Annotated in this window: 23 protein-coding genes and 1 riboswitch; of the genes, 18 read left to right on the plus strand and 5 right to left on the minus strand. The window is 50.7% G+C overall.

All coding sequences use genetic code 11. The features are described from left to right. Positions 1-109 precede the first annotated feature (109 nt). The 8 genes from AB9R92_RS06625 to AB9R92_RS06660 all read left to right on the plus strand — a co-directional run bounded on the left by AB9R92_RS06625 (position 110) and on the right by AB9R92_RS06660 (position 8,248). Positions 110-1,774 carry a formate--tetrahydrofolate ligase gene (locus AB9R92_RS06625; protein WP_370668671.1) on the plus strand — a complete coding sequence of 555 codons (1,665 nt, stop codon included), beginning with the start codon at positions 110-112 and terminating at the stop codon, positions 1,772-1,774. Beyond that, complete coding sequence (locus AB9R92_RS06630; protein WP_370668672.1) at positions 1,774-1,995, plus strand: hypothetical protein; 222 nt, start codon at positions 1,774-1,776, stop codon at positions 1,993-1,995. The genes AB9R92_RS06625 and AB9R92_RS06630 overlap by 1 nt, the downstream gene beginning before the upstream one ends. Before the next feature lie 134 nt (positions 1,996-2,129). Further along, a complete protein-coding gene (locus tag AB9R92_RS06635) occupies positions 2,130-3,422 on the plus strand; it encodes a DUF4139 domain-containing protein (protein WP_370668673.1) in 1,293 nt (430 codons plus the stop codon). A gap of 17 nt (positions 3,423-3,439) precedes the next feature. Next, the gene (locus AB9R92_RS06640; RefSeq protein WP_370668674.1) at positions 3,440-3,937 is read left to right on the plus strand and encodes a TspO/MBR family protein; all 498 of its coding nucleotides are present in this window, start codon (positions 3,440-3,442) and stop codon (positions 3,935-3,937) included. 217 nt (positions 3,938-4,154) lie between these two features. After that, on the plus strand, positions 4,155-5,126 hold the full coding sequence (locus AB9R92_RS06645) for a proline dehydrogenase family protein (protein WP_274624698.1): 972 nt from the start codon (positions 4,155-4,157) through the stop codon (positions 5,124-5,126). A gap of 61 nt (positions 5,127-5,187) precedes the next feature. Continuing rightward, positions 5,188-5,592, plus strand: a complete 405-nt coding sequence (locus tag AB9R92_RS06650; RefSeq protein ID WP_370668675.1) for an acyl-CoA thioesterase — start codon at positions 5,188-5,190, stop codon at positions 5,590-5,592. A 506-nt stretch (positions 5,593-6,098) separates the two neighbouring features. Continuing rightward, positions 6,099-6,200, plus strand: a riboswitch (purine riboswitch). 141 nt (positions 6,201-6,341) lie between these two features. After that, positions 6,342-6,929 carry a xanthine phosphoribosyltransferase gene (locus AB9R92_RS06655; protein WP_370668676.1) on the plus strand — a complete coding sequence of 196 codons (588 nt, stop codon included), beginning with the start codon at positions 6,342-6,344 and terminating at the stop codon, positions 6,927-6,929. After that, a complete protein-coding gene (locus AB9R92_RS06660; protein WP_370668677.1) occupies positions 6,926-8,248 on the plus strand; it encodes a nucleobase:cation symporter-2 family protein in 1,323 nt (440 codons plus the stop codon). The genes AB9R92_RS06655 and AB9R92_RS06660 overlap by 4 nt, the downstream gene beginning before the upstream one ends. 43 nt (positions 8,249-8,291) lie before the next feature. On the opposite strand, the gene AB9R92_RS06665 is transcribed toward AB9R92_RS06660, so the two are convergent. Continuing rightward, positions 8,292-9,284, minus strand: a complete 993-nt coding sequence (locus tag AB9R92_RS06665) for an alpha/beta hydrolase (protein WP_370668678.1) — start codon at positions 9,282-9,284, stop codon at positions 8,292-8,294. A 203-nt stretch (positions 9,285-9,487) separates the two neighbouring features. Here AB9R92_RS06665 and AB9R92_RS06670 point away from each other — a divergent pair, with 203 nt between their 5' ends. Next, positions 9,488-10,225 (plus strand): hypothetical protein, encoded by a 738-nt coding sequence (locus AB9R92_RS06670; protein WP_370668679.1) that lies wholly within the window; start codon positions 9,488-9,490, stop codon positions 10,223-10,225. Positions 10,226-10,290: 65 nt separating this feature from the next. Next, positions 10,291-11,229 (plus strand): ring-cleaving dioxygenase, encoded by a 939-nt coding sequence (locus tag AB9R92_RS06675; protein WP_370668680.1) that lies wholly within the window; start codon positions 10,291-10,293, stop codon positions 11,227-11,229. A 46-nt stretch (positions 11,230-11,275) separates the two neighbouring features. On the opposite strand, the gene AB9R92_RS06680 is transcribed toward AB9R92_RS06675, so the two are convergent. Further along, entirely contained in the window at positions 11,276-12,187 is a 912-nt protein-coding gene (locus tag AB9R92_RS06680) for a proline dehydrogenase family protein (RefSeq protein WP_370668681.1), read from the minus strand. Between the two features lie 372 nt (positions 12,188-12,559). Between AB9R92_RS06680 and AB9R92_RS06685 the strand changes: the two genes are divergently transcribed. Beyond that, positions 12,560-13,975, plus strand: a complete 1,416-nt coding sequence (locus AB9R92_RS06685; RefSeq protein WP_370668682.1) for a hypothetical protein — start codon at positions 12,560-12,562, stop codon at positions 13,973-13,975. A 109-nt stretch (positions 13,976-14,084) separates the two neighbouring features. Beyond that, a complete protein-coding gene (locus AB9R92_RS06690) occupies positions 14,085-15,386 on the plus strand; it encodes an acetamidase/formamidase family protein (RefSeq protein WP_370668683.1) in 1,302 nt (433 codons plus the stop codon). Positions 15,387-15,434: 48 nt separating this feature from the next. On the opposite strand, the gene AB9R92_RS06695 is transcribed toward AB9R92_RS06690, so the two are convergent. Next, on the minus strand, positions 15,435-15,938 hold the full coding sequence (locus AB9R92_RS06695) for a shikimate kinase (RefSeq protein WP_370668768.1): 504 nt from the start codon (positions 15,936-15,938) through the stop codon (positions 15,435-15,437). Positions 15,939-16,159: 221 nt separating this feature from the next. On the opposite strand from AB9R92_RS06695, the gene AB9R92_RS06700 reads away from it, so the two are divergent. After that, complete coding sequence (locus AB9R92_RS06700) at positions 16,160-17,194, plus strand: lactonase family protein (RefSeq protein ID WP_370668684.1); 1,035 nt, start codon at positions 16,160-16,162, stop codon at positions 17,192-17,194. Positions 17,195-17,221: 27 nt separating this feature from the next. Here AB9R92_RS06700 and AB9R92_RS06705 read toward each other — a convergent pair whose 3' ends face one another. Together AB9R92_RS06705 and AB9R92_RS06710 are read right to left on the minus strand one after the other, a co-directional pair. Further along, positions 17,222-17,551 carry a hypothetical protein gene (locus tag AB9R92_RS06705; RefSeq protein ID WP_370668685.1) on the minus strand — a complete coding sequence of 110 codons (330 nt, stop codon included), beginning with the start codon at positions 17,549-17,551 and terminating at the stop codon, positions 17,222-17,224. Continuing rightward, complete coding sequence (locus AB9R92_RS06710; protein ID WP_370668686.1) at positions 17,548-18,135, minus strand: SCO family protein; 588 nt, start codon at positions 18,133-18,135, stop codon at positions 17,548-17,550. The genes AB9R92_RS06705 and AB9R92_RS06710 overlap by 4 nt, the downstream gene beginning before the upstream one ends. A 216-nt stretch (positions 18,136-18,351) precedes the next feature. Here AB9R92_RS06710 and glgB point away from each other — a divergent pair, with 216 nt between their 5' ends. Genes glgB through glgP form a run of 5 tightly spaced genes read left to right on the plus strand, consistent with a single transcriptional unit; the run spans position 18,352 to position 26,219 of the window. Beyond that, positions 18,352-20,235 (plus strand): 1,4-alpha-glucan branching protein GlgB, encoded by a 1,884-nt coding sequence (gene glgB, locus AB9R92_RS06715; RefSeq protein ID WP_370668687.1) that lies wholly within the window; start codon positions 18,352-18,354, stop codon positions 20,233-20,235. Then, positions 20,232-21,380, plus strand: a complete 1,149-nt coding sequence (locus AB9R92_RS06720) for a glucose-1-phosphate adenylyltransferase (protein WP_370668688.1) — start codon at positions 20,232-20,234, stop codon at positions 21,378-21,380. The genes glgB and AB9R92_RS06720 overlap by 4 nt, the downstream gene beginning before the upstream one ends. Next, entirely contained in the window at positions 21,377-22,399 is a 1,023-nt protein-coding gene (locus AB9R92_RS06725; RefSeq protein ID WP_370668689.1) for a GlgC family sugar phosphate nucleotidyltransferase, read from the plus strand. The genes AB9R92_RS06720 and AB9R92_RS06725 overlap by 4 nt, the downstream gene beginning before the upstream one ends. Beyond that, complete coding sequence (locus AB9R92_RS06730) at positions 22,396-23,820, plus strand: glycogen synthase (protein ID WP_370668690.1); 1,425 nt, start codon at positions 22,396-22,398, stop codon at positions 23,818-23,820. Before AB9R92_RS06725 ends, AB9R92_RS06730 begins: the two co-directional genes overlap by 4 nt. A 14-nt stretch (positions 23,821-23,834) precedes the next feature. Further along, complete coding sequence (gene glgP, locus AB9R92_RS06735) at positions 23,835-26,219, plus strand: glycogen/starch/alpha-glucan family phosphorylase (RefSeq protein ID WP_370668691.1); 2,385 nt, start codon at positions 23,835-23,837, stop codon at positions 26,217-26,219.

Below are 26,219 nucleotides of genomic sequence, written 5' to 3' on the forward strand. Positions count from 1 at the left end.
ATGGGGTGCGTTTTTTTAATTGGCTGAGGGTTTCCCTGGACGCCGGCAGGCTTGTGTTTTCCGGCATCCCGTTTATAATGGGAAGAAAAATTGAAAGTTGGGACTATGCATGGCGATGACCGATTTGACGATTGCAAAAGAAGCGGCTATCCGGCCGATCCAGGAGATAGCACAGCAAGCCGGGATTGCGGAAGACGCTTTGGAATTATACGGGAAATACAAAGCGAAAATTGATGTGAATCAATTGCCAAAAACCACGAAGGAGGGGAAAGTCGTACTTGTAACGGCAATCAGCCCGACACCGGCAGGCGAAGGGAAATCGACGGTGACAGTGGGGCTTGCGGATGCGTTGAAACAAAGCGGCGAGTCGGTCATGGTGGCACTCCGCGAGCCTTCTCTCGGGCCGGTTATGGGCGTCAAAGGCGGCGCAACAGGCGGCGGCTTTGCACAAGTCTTGCCGATGGAAGACATCAACCTGCATTTCACCGGCGATATCCACGCCATCACGTCAGCAAACAACGCGCTCGCTGCGTTGATCGATAACCATTTGCACCAGGGCAATGCGCTTCGCATCGATCCACGGCGCATTATATGGAAGCGTGCGCTGGACATGAACGACCGGGCGCTGCGCCACGTGACGATCGGTCTCGGCGGCCCTGGACAAGGCGTGCCGCGTGAAGATGGCTTTGATATCACGGTCGCATCGGAAATCATGGCGGTGCTGTGCCTCGCGACTTCGCGCGAAGACTTGAAAGAACGCCTCGCACGCATGGTCATCGGTTATACATATGACCGCGAGCCGGTGACAGTGAGAGATTTGGAAGCACAAGGCGCGCTCGCGCTTCTCTTGAAAGAAGCCTTCAAGCCGAATTTGGTGCAGACGATCGAAGGGACGCCGGCGATTATTCACGGCGGCCCGTTCGCGAACATCGCCCATGGCTGCAATTCCTTGATGGCGACCAATACGGCAAGAAGCCTTGCGGATGTCGTCGTCACAGAAGCAGGATTTGGTGCGGACCTGGGCGCCGAGAAGTTCATGCACATCAAATCACGAAAAGGCGGCTTTCATCCGGATGCGGTCGTCATCGTGGCGACGGTGCGCGCATTGAAAATGCACGGCGGCGTGGATAAGAAAGAGCTCGGTGCGGAAGATGCCGATGCAGTGCGCCGGGGTATTGTTAACTTGGCAAAACACGTGGAAACGATCCGGGAGTTTGGCATCGAGCCGGTCGTAGCACTCAATCGTTTCACGGGCGACAGCGATGCGGAACTTTCGCAAGTGATGGACTGGGCGGAAGCGGAAGAAGTCGCGATTGCGCTGACGGAAGTATGGGGCAAAGGCGGCGCGGGCGGCCTTGAACTTGCAGAACTCGTCAAACGCCAACTCGGTAAAGGCGCTGATTTTGGCTATTTGTATGCAGAAGAAGACGCCGTTGAAGAAAAGCTGCGGACAATCGTACAGAAAGTATACGGCGGCGCGGATGTCCAATTGACGGATAAAGCGCACAAGCAATTGGCCGAACTGAAAAAATACGGCTGGGACGCGTTGCCGATCTGCATGGCGAAGACGCAGTATTCCTTATCGGATCAGCCGAAACTGCTTGGGCGCCCGGAAGGCTTCACGGTGACGATTCGCGAATTGATCCCGAAACTTGGCGCAGGCTTCATCGTCTGCCTGACAGGGGATATCATGACCATGCCTGGCCTGCCGAAATCCCCTGCCGCACTGAATATGGATGTGGCAGAAGACGGTCAAGCGCTCGGATTGTTCTAATGAAAGCCAGCGTCCAAATTGTGGATTACGTCGAACAAGGCCAATCCATCTACATTCAATTGAAAGTGGTCGATGCGGAAGCTGCAACGGCAGTGGAAGGCGAGGTCCGTTTTCTGGGGGAGTTGCTTTACGGGGAATTGATCCACGAAAAGAAATCGCCGCTGACGGACACGGCGCGCATGGAAACCATCGCTTATTTGAAAACCCACTTCGGAAGATGATTTCCGGCGTGGGTTTTTCGTTGGGTTTTATGACTGAATATTCAATTAATAATGGTCGATTCCATGCCGGATGTGCTAAGGTGAAAGAAATGAATAGCCTGAATGAATAATCGATTCAAAAAGGAGCGGTTGCCATGAAACTGCAGTCTACACGAAGCCAGCAGAAACATTTATCGGTGGCGGCGTATAACGGAGGGTTTGCGCTTGTCCGGGAGAGGCGTCATTTGAAATCCGACGGGCCGGTGGAAGAAGTGCAATTTTTGGACGTTGCCGAACGGGTGGAGACGGATTCGATCATCGTGAAAGGGCTCGATGTCCTGGAGCAGAATTACGATTATGACCTGGTCAGCAAAGGGAAATTATTGGAACGCTACATCAACCGCCATGTCCACGTGCGCAACAACGAAACCGGGGAAGAACTGGAGATGAGGCTGCTCAGCGTATCGGAATGCATCATCGGCGAACGTGCCGATACGAAAGAAATCGTCATCGATCCGGCCGGCGAACTGATTCTTCCGGCATTGCCGGAAGGTTTATTGCTGAAGCCGGCACTGGTGTGGAAAATAGCGCCGGCACTGGTGGACCAGGAAATCAGTGTCTCGTATTTGACGAAAAGCTTGGAATGGCATGCCCATTACACACTGGAAATCAAAGGTAACAAGTTTCAATTTGACGGCTGGGTGAAAATCCTGAACCATAGTGGCGCGCATTACGAAAAAGCTGAGCTTGCTTTGGTGGCGGGGGATGTTCACCGGGAACTGGAAATGAACAATGGCGATTCGCCGATCTTGTATTCGCGCTTGCAGGAGACGGCCATTACAGCGGAAATGTTGCCGGAGCGTTTTGTCTACAGGGTCAACCGTCCGGTCACTGTCATGAACGAGCAGCTCAAGCAATTATCGTTATTCTCGGCACATGGCGCAGAGTTCAAACGGGCTTATCAAGTGAGGGCAGGCGATATACATGCCGACATCCAACTTGAATTTCCCAACTCGAGTGAAAATGGGCTCGGCATGCCGCTTCCGGAAGGCGTGGTGAAAGTATACGAGTCCGGGGATTCAGGTGAAGTGTTTTTCGCGGGCGAAGATCGAATCGAACATACAGCGCCTGGGAAAAACCTGCGCATCCATATCGGAAAAGCGCTGGACATTACAAGCGACAGCCAGGAAAAGCTGCGTGAAAAGCATGGCGTCCATGAATACATCACCTATGCCTACAAACTCGAAAACAAAAAGGCGGAAAGCATCCGGTTATTGGTCGAACACGTTATTTTCGAGCCCATTTGGGAAATGGAATCGTCCAGCCACGATTACGAACGGAAAAGCAGTTCGAAAGTGGAATTCGTCGTGCGGATCCAGCCTGAAACCACTGTGGAATTGGAGTTTACGTACAAAGCCGATAAACGGCGAGAAGGGCAAAGTTATTAGAACAGGAGGAGAGCATCATGGAAGTCGCATCAGTCAATGGGCGCATACATGTGAGAAACTTGGCCACAAGCATACTCGTTCCGGTCATCGGCGGGTCGATTGTCGGGGCGCTTGCCAATAGAGGCACCCGCGAGCAATACGAGCGGCTGGAAAACCCTTCGTTTGCGCCGCCGGGCTGGGTGTTCCCGGTCGTTTGGACAGCGCTTTATAAAATGATGGGCATCGCGAAGTACCGCGCGCAAGAAGCGGCCAAACCGCTCGGGCGGGAGCGGCAAGTGCTGGCGCCGTATGAATTCCAACTGGGCTTGAATTTCCTGTGGTCGTTTTTGTTCTTTAAATGGGGGCTGCGGGGAACAGCGCTCGTCGAAATGGCGGCATTGCTCGGTACCATTATTTGGGCAGCATATGAGTTTTATCAAGTTGACAAACTAGCCGGCGGATTGATGGTGCCGTATATCGCCTGGGTGGCATTTGCGCTCGGCTTGAATTATTCATTCTGGCAGCTGAATAAATGATTGCGCGAAGTGTCGAAATCCCCAGTGGTTTCGGCACTTTTGTCCATTTTTTGACCTGGTTTTAAAAAAGTATTTCAAACACTGCAAACTGTTAAAAAATTATAATGCATAGTGGTAGGAAAACGACTACAATGAAGGAAGTTGACAACGTTCGAGGCATGGCCTTTTTGGGACTGTTGAAATCAACGCAGTTGAAATGGTATCAGGAGGGAAATCAATGTTAAAAGATGTGTTTATCGGCTTGTCTCAAAACCGTCTCCTTACGGCTGCGGCCAAAAAGTACGGCTTGAAATTGGGGGCCCAAACCGTAGTGGCTGGGACCAATATCGAAGAGACCATTAAAAGTATCCGCAGTTTAAATGCGCAAGGAATCAGCGCGACGGTCGACAACCTGGGGGAATTCGTGTTCGAAAAGGAAGCAGCGCTCGAAGCGAAAGAGAACATCATGGATATGATCGAAGCGATCCATAAGAACAAGGTCGATGCCCATATTTCCTTGAAACCGACTCAGCTCGGCTTGGATATCGATTATGATTTCTGTCTGGAAAACTTGAAAGACATTGTCGCACTTGCCCATAATTACCATATGCACATCAATATCGATATGGAAGATTATGGCCATGTTCAGCCGTCGTACGATCTTTTGAATGCGCTTTCGAAAGACTACGATAATATCGGGACTGTCATCCAAGCGTATTTCTTCCGTGCGATGGACGATTTGCAAGAACACAAAGACTTCCGCCTGCGCATCGTCAAAGGCGCTTACAAAGAGCCGGCGGATGTAGCGTACCAGACGCGTGAAGAAATTGACGAAAACTTCATCAAGCTGATTGAGTACCATTTGCTGAACGGCAAATTCACGTCGATCGCGACACACGACCATAACATCATCAATCATGTCGAAGCGTTCATCAAAGAACATGATATTTCATACGATAAATTTGAATTCCAGATGCTTTACGGATTCCGCAAAGAACTGCAGCGCGAGCTCGCGAATAAAGGCTATAACTTCTGCACATACGTGCCGTTCGGCGATGATTGGTACGCATATTTCATGCGCCGCCTGGCAGAGCGCCCGCAAAACTTGAATTTGGTATTCAAACAAGTATTCACGAAAAAGAACAATATCGCCATCGGGGCACTGGCTGGCGCATTTATCCTGGGCCGCGCCACCAAAAAGCGCAAGTAAGAAAAGGCGTCTCTTCAAGAGGCGCCTTTTTCTGATTTTAGACAACTTGAGGAGTGAAAGTATGTACAAAACGACCATAACGCCACGTGTATCCGAAACGGATGCGGTCGGGCATATCAATAATACGACTTTGCCGGTCTGGTTCGAAGCCGGCCGCAACCCGCTCTTTGAATTGTTTACGCCCGACCATGATTTCGCCAACTGGAAAATGGTCATCGTCAAAACAACGCTCGAATTCACCGGGCAAGTGTATTTCGGAAAAGACGCCGAAGTCCATACCTGGGTCGAACGCATTGGCAACAGCAGCCTCGAGTTGTACGAGGAGCTGCATCAGGAAGGGCGCCTATGCGCCAAAAACCGTGCCGTTTATGTCAATTTCAATCTGGCACAGCAGCACAGTGAGCCGATTCCGGACCAAATCCGCGCTGAACTGAACAAGCATCTGCGTGAGGCAAACGAACACTAAACTATATAAGTTAAATCATTACCTACACGAAACGATATTTCAAAAAATAATGGAAATCATCAAATCACATCCTATTTGTTCATTAGCAGGTGAAGTTGAAACCTCCCCTATTTTATTGTTTGTCTACTTGATGAAGGAGTGGAAGGTGGCGACTAATGAATAAGCGAAAGGCACTTGAGCTTGTTCATTTGCGACGCATCTGCCTCGCAGATATGGGAGCAGCTGAATTTTGAACTCAGCCCTTAGCGAACAAGGGGTGGCTGTAGCCATGCCCTGGCAGCTGGCGTCGCGACGTCCTGTCGCGCCAGCTGCATGACCCACATCCTGTGGGCCCGAAAGCGTCCGCCTGGAGCGATTTCACCAATCTCTTTAGGTATCATCAACTTTTAATTTAACCTATTATAGTAAACTTGGTCTGATTGAACTTTACTGATGCTTTGCGGATTCTGAATAGTTTTTTAATTGATGTGGCTCTTGAAAGGCCATTTGGACATGCTATAATAGGTCCATTCAAAAGAATATTCACTCATATAATAGCGGGGATATGGCCCGCAAGTTTCTACCGGTCCGCCGTAAACGGACTGACTATGAGAAGCAATGGAACGAAAAGAACCCGCCTATTTTTAGAGCGGCTTCCTTTTGCGTTTCCTTTCGGGAAAGCCCGGAGGACCTTGCTCCACTCATGGTTATGATTGGATGCGCGTCCTCCGGGCTTTTTTGCAGGGGATGCGGGAAAAGGAGCGGAAAACATGAAGCAGTTGGAAGAGAAGATTTTAGCGGACGGAAAAGTTTTGTCCGAAGCCGTCTTGAAAGTCGATTCATTTTTGAACCATCAAATCGATCCTGCCTTGATGCAGGCCGTCGGGCAGGAATTCGCTAAACGTTTTAAAGATGCAGGCGTTACAAAGATTTTGACAATCGAATCGTCAGGAATCGCGCCGGCGGTCATGACCGGGCTGTTGCTCGGCGTGCCGGTCGTCTTCGCGAGAAAGCGTAAATCGCTGACCTTGACGGATGGCCTTTACACGGCGCCTGTCCATTCCTTTACGAAGAATGAAACGAACGACATCTCCGTGTCCCGTGATTTTCTCGGGAAAGACGATGTCGTGATGATCATCGATGATTTTCTGGCGAACGGCCAGGCGGCACTGGGCTTGCTCGATATCGTCGAACAGGCCGGGGCAGCATGCGCAGGCATTGGCATCGTCATTGAAAAAGGCTTCCAGCCAGGCGGTAAATTGCTGCGCGATAAAGGGATCCGTGTCGAGACCTTGGCGAATATCAAATGGATGGAACCAGGCCACGTCGAGTTTTACGGGGAGGTGCCGAACCGATGAAGAAAGCGTTCGGAGAAGCGGCACTCGGCCTTCAACACGTATTGGCGATGTACGCCGGAGCGATTCTCGTTCCCTTGATCGTCGGCGCGGCTCTTGGGTTGACGTCGGAACAATTGACGTATCTCGTATCGATCGATATTTTATTGTGCGGTGTTGCGACCTTGCTTCAAGTATTCAATTCCCGCTATTTCGGCATTGGCTTGCCGGTCGTATTGGGATGTACCTTTACGGCGGTCGGGCCGATGATTGCCATTGGCGGCCAATATGGCATTTCGGCGATTTATGGCTCGATTCTTGTTTCCGGTCTATTCGTTATTCTCGTTTCTGGATTTTTCGGCAGCCTCGTGCGCTTTTTCCCGCCGGTTGTCACAGGATCTGTCGTCACGATTATCGGTATCACGCTCATTCCGGTCGCCATCAATAATATGGGCGGTGGGCAAGGTGCGGCGGATTTCGGTTCGCTGTCCAATATCGTCCTAGCTTTCGGGACACTGGGCTTTATCATTTTCCTTTATAAATTCTCCCGGGGCTTTATGCGCGCCGTGTCGATTCTCATCGGCTTGATTGCCGGAACGGTCGCCGCCGGCTTCATGGGCAAAGTTGATTTCACGCCCATTGCAGAGGCATCGTATTTCCATATGGTGGAGCCGTTCTATTTCGGGATGCCGACATTTGAATGGTCCGCGATCCTCACCATGATCTTGGTGGCACTTGTGTCGCTCGTCGAATCGACAGGGGTCTATTTCGCGCTCAGCGACATCACGAAAAAAGAAATCAAAGAAAAAGATTTGGCAAAAGGCTACCGCTCTGAAGGTTTGGCGATTTTCCTCGGCGGGATTTTCAATGCTTTCCCCTATACAGCCTACTCGCAAAACGTCGGGTTGATCCAAATGTCTGGCGTCAAGTCGCGCAAGATCATTTTCATCGCGGCGATTATGTTAATCGTCCTCGGGTTCGTCCCGAAAATCGGCGCCATGACAACGATCATTCCGACGCCGGTTCTTGGCGGCGCGATGATCGCGATGTTCGGCATGGTCATCGCACAAGGCATCAAAATGCTGAGCGGCGTCATTTCGGAGTCTCAGGAAAACTCCATGATCGTCGCATGTTCTGTTGGCATCGGTCTTGGCGTCACGGTCGTTCCGGAATTGTTCGCGCTATTGCCGGCAGGCGTCCAGATCTTGACGAGCAACGGCATCGTGGCCGGGAGCTTGACGGCGATCGGCTTGAACATCGTCTTCCATATGCTGCCGTCCCGCAAACGTAAACGCGAGGCGCAAGCGGTACAATCCAATCAAGCAGTCACTCCGCATGGATGAATAGAAAAAAGCTGTCCCTTCGCATAACGCGAGAGGACAGCTTTTATTTTTGCGCCCGGCTTTTTTCGAGCAGGAAATCCAATGTTTTCTGGAGGGTTTCCTGGCCGTCGTTCGTGTCCAAGGCGTATTGATATTCATGCTTCAAGTTCTTATCGGTGCCGCGGAAGAAGACATCGGTGACATCGACCCCTTTGAGGCGCAGGCTATCGGCGAGTGCAACTGATTGCGGCTCAAGGGGATCGGCATCTCCAGCTGAAATGAAGACGTCCGGGTAAGCAGGCGTTACGTGCTGGATGGTCGACATTTCGTGGATGTTTCCGAATGTCTCAAAACTTTCCGTTCCCGTATAGGCATTCAGGAAGAAGTCGATGTTCGGGAAGCCAGATTCACGGACAGTTGCCATATCATACAACCCGCAGAATAGTAAGGCCCCGCGCATTTGTGCCGAAGAAACGGCTGGCGATAAGCCCATCGTTTCAGCAAGATCCGGATTGGTCTGCAGGGCGGCCAGTTGGCTGGCGATCTGCGCGCCGGCGGAATCACCGCCGACAAAAATCCTTTCCATATCGCCGCCATATTGTGCGGCGGATCCGCTCAAAAACTTCAAGGCTTCATTCGCCTGGATGACAGGTCCCGGGTACAATTGGCCAGGCGCCAGTGCATAGTCAATATTGGCGACCAGATAGCCCGCATTCGCCAGCGTCATGCCATAATCCTGGCGGCTGTCTTTGGAGCCGCCGATAAAGCCGCCGCCGTGGACCCATAAAATCACCGGCAAGGGGCCAGTGGCGTCTGCTGGGTAGTAAAAGTCCATCAAGGCATTGTCGGACGCATGGTAACGGATGTCTTTGACGACCTCGACATGGGAAGCGACTTCCGCGAAATTCGGAGGCGGGCTGTAAATCGCTGAGCCGATAATCGGAGCGGCTGTTGGCTCTTCCGTTAAACGACTGGCCAGCACGAATCCGGCAGAGGCTAAAAACACCGCTGCAAGAAGGGCGAGTATTTTTTTTGAAATGGATTGGTTGCGTTTCATGAATTCCATCCTCTATGCGGCAATTACACCGAAATTTCAATCAAGCTTATTGTCATCCTATCACGTGCCCACCTGCTCCTCAAAAGATTAACTGTCATGAAATTGAAACGGAACTGTAAGGTTTTGGAGGTTCGCCGCCGGCCAAATCGGGTATTTAGATGAGAGGCCGATGGGTCATTTTAAGAGTTGAAGGAGGGGTTTTCATGTTCGGATTGAGTGATTTGATAGCACTGGTCATATCTGCATTCATCATATTACCGGTCGTTGTCTTTATCCGAGAAGCGGGCTATTTAATCGTCAGTGCCTTGCTTGGCGCGAAGAATCCGCGTTTAACAATCGGTTCAGGTCCCCGAGTCTTCAAGATCGGCATGTTTGACGTGAGAAAATATTATCACTTATACAGTTGGTTTGCCTATGATGATTTGAGAAGGCAAAGCAAATTCGCATATATCATGCTGTATGCTGGGCCGATTTTAGCGAATGTGATTGTGGCATTCGTTATCAACGCGCTAGTCGCCAACGGGGTGTTGGACCAATACGAGACATTCTGGAACCGGTTTGTGTTCTACGGTTTCTATTTCGTGCTGTTTGACGCAGTGCCGATGAAAACGGCGAACGGCATGCCAAATAACGGCATGATCATCTATGAGATGCTGCGCTACGGAAAACGCACCGATTATAATGAGGAGCCGTTCTTGCCTTCGACGACGGAAGTCGAGGAGCAGTACGAAGAAGAAATGGAAAAAGTCGAAGAAATGAAGGAAAACCAGAAGGACATTGTCGAAGATGATGAAGATTACTCTCCAGAGCAGCAGGAAAAAGAGCGCCGCGAGAAAGAGGACATCGAAGAAAGCAAGGAGAGGCAGAAAGAGGAATTGGAAAAAGCGAAAAAACTAACGATTAAACAGCGCCACGAAGCAAAAGAAGAGCGCACTGATTGAAGGTTGCATGCAATATCGCTTGTCATGATATGATAGTCATGTCGAAAAAGAGGGAGAGAATATACATGGGCGAAAGAACGCAAGGCATTCATCACATTACAGCTATCGTCGGGGAAGCGCAGGAAAACACCGATTTTTACGCTGGGGTGCTCGGCATGCGCCTTGTCAAGAAAACGGTGAACTTCGACGATCCGGGTACGTACCATTTGTATTTCGGAAACGACCAGGGATCGCCTGGTACCATCATGACCTTTTTCCCGTGGGGCAAAGCTTATCAAGGGAAAGTGGGGGACGGCCAAGTCGGCATCACGGCTTTCGCTGTCCCTGAAGGCGCTCTCGCATTTTGGCGCAGCCGCCTGGAAAGCCATGATGTTTCGTTTGAAGAGCAAATGCGCTTTGGCGAGTCGTATTTGCGTTTTGAAGACCCGCACGGCCTTCAGCTGGAATTGGTCGAACGCAAAACAGGCGAAGCGAGCGAATGGACTGGAGGCGGCATTACACCAGACAATGCCATCAAAGGCTTTGCCGGGGCTGTATTGTTTACGGCCAATGCGGCCAAAACTGCTGAGTTATTGGAAGAAGTGATCGGCTTTGTCCGCCAAGAAGAGCAAGGCGATTATGCCCGTTTTGTCTCGGACGGCGAGCTTGGGAACATATTGGATATTAAACAGACCCGTGTCGGCACTGGCCAGATGGGTGTCGGCACTGTCCATCACATCGCATTCCGTGCAGACGATGACGTCGATCAACTGGAATGGAAAAACCGGATCGAAGCATACGGGCTGGGAGTCACGCCAGTCCAGGACCGCAATTATTTCCGGTCGATTTATTTCCGTGAATACGGCGATCTGCTGTTTGAAATTGCGACCGACCCGCCAGGCTTCACGATCGACGAAAGCCCGGACGCGCTTGGTGAGGAACTGAAATTGCCGAAGCAATACGAGCAGTACCGGAAACGCTTATTGGCGGAGTTGCCGCCAGTCTATGCGCGACCGCTTGAATAGCAAAGAAAAAGCAGCCCGGATTAAAAACCCGGGCTGCTTTTTGGTGTTATGAAGATTTGGAGAGCGCGCCTTTTAACACCAATTGAATGTTCTGCGGGCGTTCGGCAAGCCGCCTCATGAAGTAGCCGTACCAGTCTTTGCCGAACGGGACATAGGACGTCACCTGGTATTCTTCCGACAGCTCCTTCAACAAATCCGTACGGAAACCGTAGAGCATCTGAAATTCGAAGCGGTCTTTTGGAATGCCTTGTTCTTTAATATAGTCGATCGCCGCATTGATGATATGGTGGTCGTGGGTGGCAATCGATGTGAACACGGGCTGGTCAAGCCGCAACTTGATGAGCTTGAGGAAATTGGCGTCAACTTCCTCTGCGGACTGGTACGCCACTTGCTCACTTTCCTGATAAGCCCCTTTCACGAGGCGCAGCCTGACATCTTGAAGTGCATCCAAGTCTTGCTCCGAGCGAAATAGATAAGCCTGGATGACTGTGCCGACACTGTCGAACTCTTTTCTTAAGGTATGCAATATATCGAGTGTGGGCTGAAGATGCTCATAATTTTCCATATCTAAGTTAACGTAAATTCCGCGTTGCTCGGCTTCAGCCGCAATTTCCCTGATATTCTCCAAACAGAACTGTTCGTCGATATCGAGCCCGATTTGCGTCAATTTAACGGATAAATGGGCATCTACGCCTGCTTCGGTGATGGTTTCAGTCGTCTGGATGATTTCGTTTTTTGCTTGTACCGCTTCTTCGCGGCTGGTGACGAATTCCCCGAGCCGGTCAATCGTCGCAGAAATCCCGTCTTTGTTCAAATCGCGGACGGACGCCATCATATTTGGAATATCAGTTCCAGCAACGACTTTTGCGGCGCCTAGCTGAAATCCCCATTTTTTGGCTCCGCTGTTCAATAGCCGGTTATTGGATAATGCGATAAAAAAACTTCTTGTGATTCCCATTGCTAGCCCTCCAGTAGAATTAAATATCGATGGCAATCCACCCGTTGGAAATGGCGGATCTAAGCGTGAATCAACCCTTTAGAACCCGCAAATGCTGAGTGTCTGGTAAGGGGCGTTCTCCGTGTGGCTAGAGCATATCATAGAAATGACTGAAAATAAAAACTACTATCAAAATAATTATATTTCTTACTCTTTACCTTCCACTTATTGGGTTTCAGTAAACAAATTATTCAAAAAAGTTTTTCTAGAAAATGAAAATCTGGAGTTTCTGAAGAATAGAAAGCCTCTAGAGCCGCAGTGGGAAAGCAAAAGGTGTAGAATAGTCGGTATGTGTTTAAAACTATTTTCTATATACGGAAGGAGGGCTTGCAGATGAAGGCATTGGCAAAAAAAGGATTCACTTTATCTGTGCTTGTTTATGCCGTTCTTCATTTCATCCATTATTTTCAGGCCAACCCATGGACAGAGTCATTCTTGCCGATTGCCGGGTTTTTGAGTTTGGCGTTTGCTTTTGGCGTCCTGCCTCTCCGCAAATTGCAGTTGCAAACTTTTTTGGCTGTTACGGCGATCGCTGTGCTGTGGGCGACGAGCCCGAATTTCTGGCAGGATCTAGCTATGGCGCTGGTCCAGATGGAAAGCTTGATCGCCTTGTTGCTGATCGTGCCGATGATCAGCTGGGTGCTGAGGGAAGAGCCTTACATAGAAGAAATCATGAGCTTCGGCAATAAATGGCTGAACAAGAGCCAAACCTTTTACGCAGGGCTGATGGGAATGACGCAAATCATCTCGCATTTCCTGTTGTTCGGGGTCGTGCCGATGATGTACAGGTTCATCGATTCGTTTTTGAAAGATCATAAAGACGAAGCGTGGGAAAATTACAAGGGCACGGCGATTTTGCGCGGCTTCGCCTTGTCGACCATGTGGGTTATCAGCATCCCGAGCTTTATCTTTGCAGTCGGCGCGATGGATGCGGTGTTATGGAAGTCGATGCTGCTCGGCCTCGGCGCAGCCATCGCCGGGACTATGCTGTCGGTGGCCTTTGCGACGGCGGATGAGAAACGCTACGGCAAGGATTTCTCGGCCGTGCTGACGAATGAAATCGATAAAGCAGTGGCGAACTCGCGGAATGCGGGCAGTTGGAACAAAGACGTCGCTGAATTCGCTTTTCTGTTCATCTCGCTGTTCGGCACGATTTTCATCCTTCACGAATGGACGGGCACTGACTTTCTCGTCGTCATACCGCTGGTCATCCTGGTCTGGACCTTCCTGTATTTCCTGCTCAAAAGGCGGACAGGAAGTTATGCGCGGGAAGCGGCGATTTATTACAAGGAAGGCGTCTCGAAGCAAGCCCAGCAGTTCAGCATCCTGCTTGCGGCAGGCTTGCTCATCTATGCGCTCAATCAATCGGCAGTCGGCGATTACGTCATCGGTGCGATGAATTATTTGACCGGCCATGTGCCGTTCTTGAATTTGCTGTTCCTGATTCCGTTCATCGTCATCTTTTTGGGCTTTATCGGTCTCGGGCCGCTGCCGGTCATCGTTCTGGTAACGGGTGTGTTGGAATCGGCAGTGCTGCCGTTTCCGCCGGAGCTGATTGTGCTTGCGGTGACCTCAGGCAGCGTCATCTCGATTATTCTGTCGCCGTTCGTCATGCCGGTGATCATCTTGAGCAGCGTCAACGGCTTGAGCGGCGTCCGCAATGGCTTGCGTTTCAATTTGAAGTTTGCCATTGCTTTCTATGTCATGATCCAACTATTCGTCCAGTCTTTATTGTATTTCTGGAGTTGAAAAAAACGCCCGAAGAGCCTGCCGGTTCTTCGGGCGTTTTTGGATCTTCATTGAAAATGGAGTCCTTTTGTCATATAATTTAGAAAATATAGAAAAGGGAGGCTGTCCAATGCTTGAGAATGCTGTCGATACCCTGCTGGTCAACCGTTATGTCAATGGAGTCCTCGACCCTGATAAGGAAATGCTCGGCCCCGTGAAAGACGGTGGGCATATTATCGCGCACACTGCCCCGGGATGTTGGGGGCCGATGATCACGCCGTGTATCCGGGGCGGCCACGAAGTGACGCAGCCGGTTTACGTCGAAGGTGCGGAACCGGGCGATGCGATCGTCATCCGCATCAAGTCGATTGAAGTGACCTCGCTTGCTACGGCTTCTGGAAATGACAAGCCGATTGAAGGGCGCTTCCTGGGCGATCCGTTTGTGGCTGTGAAATGCCCAGGCTGCGGGACATTGTACCCGGAAACGGTCATCAAAGGCGTCGGCAGCGGAGCGATTCGCTGCGCCAATTGCGGTGAAGACGTCAGCCCGTTCGAATTTACGCATGGCTACACGATGACCTTCAGCGACAAAGGCGATGTCGGCATTACGGTATCGAAACAAGCAGCAGAAACCATTGCGCAAGACGGCAAAGAATACATGAAAACACCTGAACATTCGGTGCAGAACCCCGTGGTCACATTCGCGCCGCATGATTTGGTCGGCACGATCGCGCGCATGCGCCCATTTCTCGGACAGCTCGGCACGACACCGTCCCGCCCGACGCCCGACTCGCACAATGCGGGTGATTTTGGGTCGTTTCTTGTCGGGGCGCCGCACGAATACACGAGCACACAGGAAGAGCTCGAAACGCACCGGACCGACGGCCATATGGATATCAGCCGTGTACGCGCCGGCGCAGTGCTCGTATGCCCGGTCAAAACAAAAGGCGGCGGTGTCTATTTGGGCGATATGCATGCCATGCAAGGCGACGGTGAAATTGCCGGGCATACTTCCGATGTATCGGGCATCAGCCATTTGCAAGTGCATGTGTTGAAAGGGCTTGGGAATGCGGGGCCGATTTTGTTTCCGAACGTTGAAGATTTGCCCTATACCGCAAAGCCGTTCACGGAAGCTGAAAAAGCATCGGCCCAAAAACTCGCTGAGCGCTTCGGCGTTGAAAAACTGGAAGATTCATGGCCGGTTTCATTTGTCGGGTCCGGGCCGACCTTGAATGATGCGACGGAAAACGGCATGCAGCGCGCGGCGGATTTGTTCGGCGTCACAGTACCGGAAATCATGAACCGTGCCACAGTGACCGGCTCGATCGAGATCGGCCGCCATCCAGGGGTGGTCACCGTGACGTTTTTGGCGCCGGAAAGCTATTTGAAAAAAGCGGGCTTATTCGACCTTGCGAAAGCGCAATATGGATAATAGGAAACCCGCCATTCAAGTGCTGAATGGCGGGTTTTTGTGCATCTGTCAAGCTTGCGGCGCATGGATATCCCAGGACATTTTCAACGAATCGGCCAAATACTCGGCAGCTTCCGTGGCTTCGAACTCATCGACTTGAAACTGGGAGTGGTTGGCTGCATAAATCGATTGGCGCTCGCGAAAAAGCTGCTCCATTTCCTGTAAGGTCTTATTTTTCAGGAGCGGCCGCGTTTCTGTCAACACATGAATGCGTTCTTTCCAGGAATCCCAGGAGATATCGAAATACAGGACCGTGCAATTGGCGAGGCAATGATTGCGGTTTTCTTCCTGGAGAAAAGCGCCTCCGCCGACCGAGATGACAAGCAAGGGCTGGCTGCCAAAAGCCTGGATCAGTTCCCGCTCTTTGTCGCGGAAGACCTTTTCGCCATGGGCGCTGAAGATTTCGGGAATCGGCAAGCCGAAAGCTTTTTCGATTTCTTCATCGATATCAATAAAATCGCGGTACAGCCGGCGTGCCAATAATTTGCCGACTGTCGTTTTTCCGGCTCCCATAAAACCTGTGCAGACAATGCTTTTCTCACGGACGGACAAAGGGAAATTCAACGCGACCACTCTCTTTCTGATTAGAATAATATAAGTTTTCACTTCATCACTTTACCGCATTGCATCGGTGAATTGGAAGGGGTAATGAAAAAGTAAAGGAAATCTTCAAGTGCGGCTTTGGGAGTCAATGGAGAAAGCAAAAAGCCGAAGACGATAAAAGGGGGAATAGGATGAGCAGCACATACATATTGAGCGGATCCTATGCGGCCGCTGAACAGGCGGGCATCACGCTGTGGGAATTAGAGCCCGCTACAGGGAAATTGACAAAACGAGCAGAGGTGTCGGGAGTGGAGCGCCCTTCATTCCTGGCGGTCCATCCAAACGGCACCAGCTTTGTGGCTGTCAGCGAAACGGGTGACGGAGAAGTGGTCGCCTATTGGCTGAACCCTCAAAAAGGCTTGATTCAAGAACTGAATCGACAAAAAGCGGGAGGCGACCATCCTGCCCATATTGCAATCGATGAAGACGGGCAGTGGGCGGTTTCCGTCACGTATTCCGGGGCGCACGTCACGGTTCATCCACTTTCTGCAGACGGGTCGATCGGCGAAATGACCGATTCCAAGCGCCATAAAGGAAGCGGGGCCAATGCGGATCGGCAAGACGCCGCCCATCCGCACTCGGCCTTTCAATTGCCGGGAACGAATCGCTTTTTCGTCTCCGACCTTGGAATGGACGCAATTGTCCGCTACCGTCTCGATCTGCATTCAGGAATGCTTGAACAGGAAGCCGTGACCAAGACGGCACCCGGTGCAGGGCCAAGGCATCTCGCGTTTCATCCCTCCCAAGCTTTCGCTTACGGGGTGAATGAACTCGATTCGACCGTTTCCGTTTATGCGCTAGAAGGCAAGGGCTTGAAAGAAGTGCAGAACATTTCAGCACTGCCGGAACATTTTACAGGAACCAACACTTCCGCTGAAATTGCCGTATCGGGAGACGGGCGCTTTGTCTATGTTTCAAATCGAGGCCATGACAGCATAGCGGTATTTCGGGTCGCAGAAGGCTTATTGGAATCGATTGGCTATGCGGATGCCGGCGGGGCGGGGCCGCGTCATTTCCTGCTCGTGCCTAACAGCCCGTGGATCGTTATCGCGCATGAAAAATCGGGAACGATCGCCGTCAAAAACATCGGGAAAGACGGCATGCCGGGCGAGACGGTTGATGTGGCCGACACGGTCACGCCCGTCTGCGTGCGCTTGCTGAAATAACAAAAGACAGAGCCGCAGCCCTGTCAATTACCAATCGGTTTGTGTTTTTTCCATCAGCCCAAGTTCTTTCAACAACCGGACTGCAGGGCTGTCCTGGTTGCTTTCGAACGCTTTTTCCGTACATTCGGAATGCGGCGGGTAATTCAATTCCTGTGCATGGCCGAGCGTCGACTCTTCCAGGAAATTCGTCGGGTCGGATTGTTCGAAGCAAGACGGTGCAATAAACGTACGATGTGTATGTTCGAGCACGATCCGGCTTTGTGCGGAAGGTTCGTTTTCTTGGGGCATGAAAAACCAGGCAGCTGCAACAGCAACGAGCACGAATGCGGCAGCGATGACTAACGGTTTGCGTTTCATCCTTCCGCCTCCTCGACGAGGATCTCCGCATCGCGGACGATGTCTTCAACCGGCGGATTCAGTCCATCATAATCTTTCATGATGACGCCTTCGTGGTCGATCAAATAAAACGAAGTGCCATGGATGACTTGATCGTCATCTTGTGGCTTTTGGGCAATCGCTTTGAAGTTCTCAAGCGCAAAGTCGGCGATTTCTTCCTGGGAGTAGCCCGTGAGCATATGCCAGCTGGTCAAATCGACCTCGTAGCTTTCCGCATAGGATTTCAAAGTTTCGGGCGTGTCGACGGTCGGGTCTACGCTGAATGAAACGATTTCCACGTCCAGCCCTTGTGCCTGAAGTTCTTCCTGGACGCCTTTCATATTCGCCATCATCGGCAGGCAGACAGTCGTGCAATTGGTGAAGACAAAATCGGCCAGCCAGACTTTTCCTTCGAGGTCGCTGGATCCGAAATCTTCATTATTATGGTCAGTGAAAGTAAATTCTTCTGTTTCCCAATTCAATGGGTCGTCTATGCCTTGTCCGCAGGCAGCTAAAAACAAGATGCCAATCAGCAAAAAGCTTAGTAAATAAGTTTGGGCTCGCAAAAATTTCGCGTCCTTTCTATGTTGAAGCTGGTCTTTCTTTAGCCTATTCCAAACCGCGGCTTACGACAAGCCGTTAGGCAGCGAAAAATATGAAGACATTGCGACATTCAAGTGGATTGTGGAATTTCTTGGCAGCGGCCGGCATCTTAACAAGGACTTTACATTTCAAATGTAGAATAGAAACTAAACTTGGTTTTGGCCAAAAGGAGGCGCTGCATGGAATTTTTGTTGAATACATGGACGAAAGAACGGCTGCAAGCTTTTCATGAAGGACAGATGGTGGATGGCTATTTGTATTTCGGCGCACATGCATTTGGAAAAGAAACGACATTTTCGGTTTGGGCTCCGGACATTGAAGGCATCGATGTCGTCTGCGTGAATCCGGATACGGAAGACACCTCGACTTATCCGTTGGAGCGGCATCCGCATGACACGAGCATTTGGGGAGTGAGCATCCCGGAGAATTTGGAAGGCCAGCTTTATGAATATGCACTCCGGACGCCAAGGGGCGAAGTGCTGTGGAAATCGGACCCTTATGCAAGGCAAAGCGAGAAACGGCCGTTCACCAAATCGATCGTCTCGGGTCCAGGAGAGTATGCTTGGCCGCTGGAGGTCCTGAAGCGCAAGCAGACAATCAACGACAAGCATCTGGAACGCGCGATGGCCATTTACGAAGTGCATATCGGCACGTGGCGGCGCAAGGAAAACGGAGAATTTTATACGTACCGCGAAATTGCAGATCAGTTGATTCCGTACGTCATCGACATGGGCTTCACGCATATCCAGATTTTGCCGATTACCGAGCATCCGCTAGACGAATCCTGGGGCTATCAGACGACTGGTTTTTTCTCGCCGACGGGCCGCTACGGGACGCCTGATGATTTAAAGTATTTCGTCTCAGCATGCACACAGCATGGCCTCGGATTGATCTTGGATTGGGTACCCGGCCATTTCTGCATGGACCAGCACGGTTTGGCGAATTTCAACGGCCGGCTGCTTTACGAAGAAGCGCGGGAAGCGCGCCGCATGAACCCGGATTGGGGCACGTTGAATTTTGATATCAATAAAGGCGAAGTGGTGAGTTTCATCTTGTCGAGCGCCCATTATTGGCTGGAGGAATTCAAGTTCGACGGCTACCGCATGGATGCACTCGTTAATCTATTGTTCATCCCAAACATCAAGGAACGCCCGCATAACGCGGAAGGGGCGGATTTTCTCAGGAAACTGACGGCCAGCTTGAAGCTCCATTACCCGGAGAAGTTGCTGATTGCAGAAGACGCCTGGCATTATCCGAAAGTGACGCACCCGGTCGAATCCGGCGGTGTCGGCTACGACTACAAATGGAATTTCGGCTGGATGCATGACACGCTCGAATACATGAAAACACCGCCGGCAGAGCGGTCGAAAGCGCATGGGAAAATGAACTTTTCGATGGTGTATCAATACGAAGAGCGCTATCAAGTCATTTTTTCCCACGATACTGTAGCGGATGGGCGAAAATCCTTGCTCAATAAGCTGCCGGGTACAAGGGAAGAGCGTTTTCTCCAATTGCGCTTGCTGTTCGGGTTTTGGATGGCGCATCCCGGCAAGAAATTATTGTTCATGGGACAAGAGTTCGGCCATTTTGAGGAGTGGGAATTCCAGCCGGAACTCGACTGGGCGTCGCTCGAAGATCCCCAGCATAAAAGGATCGCCGAATTCATGAAAGAATTGCTGGCATTCTACCGCAGCGAAAAAGCGTTTTTTGAACTCGACGATGAACGCGACGGCTTTATGTGGCTCGATGCCGATAACCATGAACAAAGCGTAGCGAGCTTTATCCGCAGGGGATTTTTGCCGGAAGACGAATGCCTCGTGCTGTGCAATTTCTCTGAGCATCGTTATGGACGCTTTCATGTCGGCGCTCCGCAAAAAGGCTTCTATGAAGAGGTCTTCTCCACCAATTCAGCAAAATTCGGCGGCACGGCTGCACACTTGCAGCAGGCGGCAGAAACACTCGATGTTGCGTGCGACAATCAGCCTTTCTCATTAGAGCTTGATTTGCCGCCGTTCACGATGAGCATCTGGAAAAAAAGAAAAGATGGGAGTGACTTGTTGTGAATGAAAAAGTAGTTGCTATGCTTCTCGCAGGCGGGCAAGGAAGCCGCTTGAAATCATTGACATACGACATTGCGAAACCCGCCATTCCATACGGTGGGAAATACCGGATCATTGATTTCCCTTTATCGAATTGTACCAATTCCGGAATCTCTACGGTCGGTGTACTGACGCAGTACCAGCCGCATGCACTTCACCGCTATATCGGGCTCGGCACGCCCTGGGATTTGGATCGCCATCAAGGCGGGGTGACCATGCTGCCGCCTTACGCCGAAATCGACGGCATCAAATGGTATGCCGGAACGGCTAGCGCAATTTACCAGAACATCAATTTCTTGAGCAGCTGCGAACCAGATTACGTCCTGATTTTATCGGGCGACCATATTTATAAGATGGATTATGAAAAACTCGTGGAATACCATAAAGAAAAACAGGCGGACGTCACCGTTTCTGTTTTGGAAGTGCCATGGGAAGAGGCAAGCCGCTTCGGCATCGTCAACACGGATGAAGACATGAACATCGTGGAGTTTGACGAAAAACCCGAAAAGCCGAAAAGCAATCTCGCCTCCATGGGTGTTTATGTATTTGATTGGAAAAAGTTGGAGCATTACTTGGAAGAGGATAATAGCAATGAGGAATCGAGCCACGACTTCGGAAAAGACATTTTGCCAAAAATGCTGTCGGAGCAAAAGAAGATGGTGGCGTATCCGTTCAAGGGCTACTGGAAAGATGTGGGGACGGTCGACAGTTTGTGGGAGGCGAATATGGACCTGCTTGACCCGTCAGCAGGGCTCGTCTTGCATGATCCGGCCTGGCGAATCTATTCGTCGAATCCCCAGCTGCCGCCGCAAGTCATCACGGAAACCGGGCGTGTGCAAGGCTCGATGGTCAATGAAGGCTGTGTCATCAGCGGGACGGTCAGGCATTCGGTCATTTTCCAAAATGTCCTGGTCGAAAAAGAAGCGGTCGTGGAAGACAGCGTCGTGATGAGCGGGACGAAAATCGGCCGCGGGGCCCATTTGAACCGGGTCATCGTTCCGCCGGATATCACGATTCCAGAAAATTACCGGCTGCTCGAACCGGCAGAAGGCATCACGTTATTGACGCAAGACTTAGTCGATTCATGGAAGGAGAGTGGACAGCAATGACTTTGATGGCCGCAGTGGACGCTTCTGTAAAAGTAGCAGGGCTCCAAGACCTGACCATTCATCGATCGGTCTCTTCGATTCCATTCGCGGGAAGATACCGCCTGATCGATTTCGCTTTATCGAATATAGTGAACGCGGATATCAACTCGGTCGGCATTTTCGCTTCGCAGCCCTTTGGTTCGCTGATTGATCACATTGGAGTTGGGAAAAGCTGGGATTTAGACCGTCGTAAAGAAGGCTTATTCTTCCTGCCAACCAGTCATCAAAACGGCGGAATTGCGACAGTTGGATCATTCCATGATTTTGAAGAGCACATCCAATTTTTTGAAAAAAGCCGTCAAACCCATGTGGTGGTCACAAGCAGCTTTGTCGTCGGGCAATTGGATTATAAAGAAATGCTGGCCCACCATCTGGCATCCGGCAAAGACATTACAGAAGCCGTCGGCGCCGGTGGGTCCTTGAAATCGTATATTTTGTCGCGCAGGTTGATGCTTGAATTAATCCGCTCGTATAGACAAAAGCGCATTCTCAGCATCGAAGATTTAGTGAATTTGAAAAAAGCGCCTTATTCGTATGGTATTTATGAATACAAGGGGTATTTCGCTATCATTGACTCGATTCAGCAATATTTTAAAGAGTCGCTTGGGTTATTGGATGAGAACAACCGCCGACTGTTATTTTTACCCAAAGAACCGATTTATACAAAAGTGAAAGATGAACCGCCAACGCGTTACCTTGACGGGTCGAAAGTGTCGAACTCGATGATGGCAAACGGCAGCACCATTCTGGGGAAGGTCAAAAACAGCATTGTCAGCCGGGCAGTCACCGTCGGCATTAATGCGAGTTTGGACAGTTGCATCATTATGCAGAAATGCACCATCGAAGAAAATTGCGAACTCGCTTATGTCATCGCTGACAAAGAAGTCTATATCGAAAAAGGCGTGAAGTTGATCGGCACAGCTGACCGGCCGATTGTCCTTAGAAAAGGCGAACGGGTCACGAAGGAGGATTCCCAATGAAGATTGTGATGGCCGCTGCGGAATGCGCCCCTTTTGCCAAAGCGGGAGGCTTGGCCGATGTAATCGGTGCATTGCCGCAGGAATTGGCCCGACTCGGACACGAGGTGCAGGTCATCATCCCGAAATACAGTTTGATCCACGAACGCTACCAGCAGCAATTCCGTAAAGTGGATGAGCGTTCCTTTCATTTCAAAGGCGAAGAGAAAACCTATGCAATTCATGTACTCACTAAACAGGGTGTGAAATTCCTGTTCTTGGAAAATGATGCTTATTTTGAACGGGACAGCATTTACGGGCCGGATGATGCCGAACGTTACGCTTTTTTCAGCCGGGCTGTGTTGGATTTTCTGATGCATTCCGAAACAGTTCCGGATGTTCTGCATGTCCATGACTGGCATACTGCCGTTTTGCCGTTTCTATTGAAAGAAGACCCGCAATACCGGCAGTTGTCCGGCCACGTGAAAACCGTCCTGACGATCCACAATATCCAGTTCCAGGGCAATTTTTCGAAAGACGTATTTTTGGAGCAGTACCGCATGGATGAGAGATTTTACGAAAATGGCCAAGTTGCATGGCTCGAAAATTTCAACTCTTTAAAAACCGGCATTCTGTATGCCGATAAATTGACGACTGTCAGCCCGAACTACCGCGATGAAATCTTGACGGAAGCTTACGGGGAACATTTGGAAAACCTGCTCATTGAACGTCAAGCGGATTTGCATGGCATATTGAATGGCATCGATACGGAAGCTTATAACCCGGAAACCGATGAACACATTGCGCAAACTTTCAATGTAGGCCAGTTGGAGGGGAAACAGGCAAACAAACGCGCCATCCAAAAGCGCTGCGGCTTGCCGGAACAGCCGGATGTCCCATTATTGACGATGGTATCGCGGCTTTCGGGACAGAAAGGGATCGATGTGCTCGAACAAAGCTTGCCTGAATTTCTGGAAGGGGATATCCAGTTTGTGCTGCTCGGTTCAGGAGAAGCGCATTACGAAGAGTTTTTCCAGCGCCTCGAAGTGGATTATGCGGGGAAGGTCTCCGTCCATCTTGGGTTTGATGAATCGTTTGCCCATCAATTATACGCAGGCGCGGACATCTTCCTGATGCCTTCGCATTTTGAACCGTGCGGATTGAGCCAATTGATTTCCATGCGCTATGGAACGATTCCGGTGGCGAACCGGACAGGTGGCTTGCGCGATACGGTAGATGAATACAATGAAGACGATAAGACAGGAACGGGCTTTTTAAGCGATTTCAAGGCAGGCATCCATTTCGCTGAAGCGTTATCGCGCGCTTTGTCTTTCTATTACAAGCCGGACCATTGGACTGCTTTGATCCATAATGGCATGGCGAGAGATTCGTCATGGTCGCGTTCGGCAAAAGAATACGAGAAATTATATACAAGCTTAAACTGAAGGGTGTGTTGAGGATGTTTTACTCCAAGGAGCAATTCAAGGAAGAATTCAACCGGCGATTAGCATTGGAAAATGGGGATAAAACAGAAGGCACAGCCTATAACGTGTTAGGCAAGATGGTGTGCGAAGAAGTCATGCTGGAATGGGACAAGCAGCAGGCCGCCAACCGGGACAGCGGCGATAAGCAATTGTACTACTTGTCGATCGAATTCCTGTTGGGCCGTTTGCTTGGGCAGAACCTGCACAATTTGGGTGCTTACGATCTGGTAGAAGAAGCGCTTGGCGAACTCGGCTATCAACTATCGGAAATCGAAGAGCTTGAACAGGAACCGGGACTTGGAAACGGGGGGCTCGGGCGTTTGGCGGCATGTTTCCTGGATTCACTCGCTTCGCTTGGCTTGCCAGGGCACGGCTGCGGGATCCGCTACCGCGGCGGTTTGTTCACCCAGCATTTCATCAAAGGCTTCCAGGTGGAATTGCCGACTGATTGGATTAAAGAAGGACAAAGTCTCGAAGTGCGCCGTGAGGACCTCGCGCTCGATATCCCGTTTTATGGGGAAGCCAGCATGACTGTTGAAGATCAAGGCGTCCGGACGGAACTGGAAAATGCGGTATGGGTCAAGGCCGTGCCGTATGACATGCCGATTGTCGGGGCAGAGGGCGGGACGATCAACACGCTCAGGCTCTGGCAGGCGGAAACGTCCGACCGTCCGCTTCCTTATGGGCTCGGGTATTTGGTGAATGAACTCGAGACGGCCAAAATATCCGACCGGCTTTATCCGGATGATGCACTCGATAGCGGAAAACTGTTGCGGTTGAAACAGCAATACTTCTTGTGCAGCGCTTCCATCCGCACGATCCTTTCGACGCGCAACTTCGCTATCGAAGAATTGCCTGAAAAAGTGGCGATTCAAATCAACGACACGCACCCCGCTTTATCGGTTCCGGAATTGATGCGGATACTGATGGATGACTATGAGCTGGATTGGGATACAGCTTGGTCGCTGACGACGCGGACCATTTCCTATACGAATCACACGATTTTGGAAGAAGCGATGGAAAAATGGGAAAGCCGCCTGCTGCGCCAGCTATTGCCGCGCGTTTACCAGATCATCGAAGAAATCGACCGGCGCTTCAGGGCCGAATGGGAATCGAAGGAACTGGATGAACAGGCCGTACACAAGCTGTCGATCATCGATGGGGGCGTTGTGAAAATGGCCGTCTTGGCCGTCGTGGGCAGCTATAAAGTGAACGGGGTGGCAAAGCTCCATACGGAAATCCTCAAGAAACGCGAAATGAAAGAACTGAATGAATACTTCCCGCATAAATTCCACAACAAAACCAACGGCATAACTCATCGCCGCTGGCTGCTTGCGGCAAATCCGGAATTGAGTGCACTCATTACCGAACACATCGGTCCTGAGTGGATCCAGCGGCCCGAACAATTGAGTGAACTTGGGTATTTGGCAGAAAGCCGGCCGTTTCTAGAGGCTTTACAGGCCATCAAAAGGCTGAAAAAAGAGCATTTGATCCACCACCTCGAGCGAGAACACAATACCATCGTTGACCCCGATTCGATCTTTGATATCCACATCAAACGAATCCACGGTTATAAGCGCCAGTTGATGAACATTTTACACGTTCAGCAATTATACAAGCGCATCAAAAGCGATCCGGATTATCGGCCGTATCCAAGGACCTTCCTGTTCGGTGGGAAATCCGCCCCAAGCTACCATTTTGCTAAACAAGTCATCAAGCTGATCAATACGGTGGCACACCGAGTCAATAATGATCCGGTCACAAGACGCCACCTGCACGTTGTGTTTGTGGAGGATTATGATGTCAGCCATGCGGAATTCCTGATTCCGGCAGCGGACATCAGCGAGCAGATTTCCACTGCCTCGAAAGAAGCGTCAGGAACCGGCAACATGAAATTCATGATGAACGGTGCATTGACCATCGGGACCGATGATGGCGCAAATGTGGAAATATTCGATGCCGTCGGCGAACAAAATGCCTTTGTCTTCGGCATGAGTTCAGAAGAAGTTATGCGTTTCGAACACGACGGAAGCTATAACCCGAAAGACATCATCGAACAAGACCCGTCTATCCGTGAGGCGATTGAAGAACTGGCGCGCGGGGAATGGACGGACGGTCCGCATAATTCCGATTTTATCGTGCGGCAATTAACAACGGACGGGGATCCATTTTTTGTCTTGAAAGACTTGCGGGATTACGCCCGGACACATGCCCAGGTGCTGGATGCATATGCCCATCCTGTTACATGGGCGAGCATGTGTGTGAGGAATATCGCTGCTTCCGGCATTTTCTCAAGTGACCGGACGATCCAGCAGTATTCGGAAGAAGTCTGGGGATTGTCGAAAGTTCCGACTAACTGA

The organism is Planococcus sp. SSTMD024, assembly GCF_041320495.1.
Lineage (GTDB): Bacteria > Bacillota > Bacilli > Bacillales_A > Planococcaceae > Planococcus.

What these genes read in the sequence shown, in the direction of transcription:
- AB9R92_RS06625 (WP_370668671.1), top strand. Translation starts at nt 110, where the DNA reads ATGGCGATGACCGATTTGACGATTGCAAAAGAAGCGGCTATCCGGCCG.
- AB9R92_RS06630 (WP_370668672.1), top strand. Translation starts at nt 1,774, where the DNA reads ATGAAAGCCAGCGTCCAAATTGTGGATTACGTCGAACAAGGCCAATCC.
- AB9R92_RS06635 (WP_370668673.1), top strand. Translation starts at nt 2,130, where the DNA reads ATGAAACTGCAGTCTACACGAAGCCAGCAGAAACATTTATCGGTGGCG.
- AB9R92_RS06640 (WP_370668674.1), top strand. Translation starts at nt 3,440, where the DNA reads ATGGAAGTCGCATCAGTCAATGGGCGCATACATGTGAGAAACTTGGCC.
- AB9R92_RS06645 (WP_274624698.1), top strand. Translation starts at nt 4,155, where the DNA reads ATGTTAAAAGATGTGTTTATCGGCTTGTCTCAAAACCGTCTCCTTACG.
- AB9R92_RS06650 (WP_370668675.1), top strand. Translation starts at nt 5,188, where the DNA reads ATGTACAAAACGACCATAACGCCACGTGTATCCGAAACGGATGCGGTC.
- AB9R92_RS06655 (WP_370668676.1), top strand. Translation starts at nt 6,342, where the DNA reads ATGAAGCAGTTGGAAGAGAAGATTTTAGCGGACGGAAAAGTTTTGTCC.
- AB9R92_RS06660 (WP_370668677.1), top strand. Translation starts at nt 6,926, where the DNA reads ATGAAGAAAGCGTTCGGAGAAGCGGCACTCGGCCTTCAACACGTATTG.
- AB9R92_RS06665 (WP_370668678.1), bottom strand. Translation starts at nt 9,284, where the DNA reads ATGAAACGCAACCAATCCATTTCAAAAAAAATACTCGCCCTTCTTGCA.
- AB9R92_RS06670 (WP_370668679.1), top strand. Translation starts at nt 9,488, where the DNA reads ATGTTCGGATTGAGTGATTTGATAGCACTGGTCATATCTGCATTCATC.
- AB9R92_RS06675 (WP_370668680.1), top strand. Translation starts at nt 10,291, where the DNA reads ATGGGCGAAAGAACGCAAGGCATTCATCACATTACAGCTATCGTCGGG.
- AB9R92_RS06680 (WP_370668681.1), bottom strand. Translation starts at nt 12,187, where the DNA reads ATGGGAATCACAAGAAGTTTTTTTATCGCATTATCCAATAACCGGCTA.
- AB9R92_RS06685 (WP_370668682.1), top strand. Translation starts at nt 12,560, where the DNA reads ATGAAGGCATTGGCAAAAAAAGGATTCACTTTATCTGTGCTTGTTTAT.
- AB9R92_RS06690 (WP_370668683.1), top strand. Translation starts at nt 14,085, where the DNA reads ATGCTTGAGAATGCTGTCGATACCCTGCTGGTCAACCGTTATGTCAAT.
- AB9R92_RS06695 (WP_370668768.1), bottom strand. Translation starts at nt 15,938, where the DNA reads ATGGGAGCCGGAAAAACGACAGTCGGCAAATTATTGGCACGCCGGCTG.
- AB9R92_RS06700 (WP_370668684.1), top strand. Translation starts at nt 16,160, where the DNA reads ATGAGCAGCACATACATATTGAGCGGATCCTATGCGGCCGCTGAACAG.
- AB9R92_RS06705 (WP_370668685.1), bottom strand. Translation starts at nt 17,551, where the DNA reads ATGAAACGCAAACCGTTAGTCATCGCTGCCGCATTCGTGCTCGTTGCT.
- glgB (WP_370668687.1), top strand. Translation starts at nt 18,352, where the DNA reads ATGGAATTTTTGTTGAATACATGGACGAAAGAACGGCTGCAAGCTTTT.
- AB9R92_RS06725 (WP_370668689.1), top strand. Translation starts at nt 21,377, where the DNA reads ATGACTTTGATGGCCGCAGTGGACGCTTCTGTAAAAGTAGCAGGGCTC.
- AB9R92_RS06730 (WP_370668690.1), top strand. Translation starts at nt 22,396, where the DNA reads ATGAAGATTGTGATGGCCGCTGCGGAATGCGCCCCTTTTGCCAAAGCG.
- glgP (WP_370668691.1), top strand. Translation starts at nt 23,835, where the DNA reads ATGTTTTACTCCAAGGAGCAATTCAAGGAAGAATTCAACCGGCGATTA.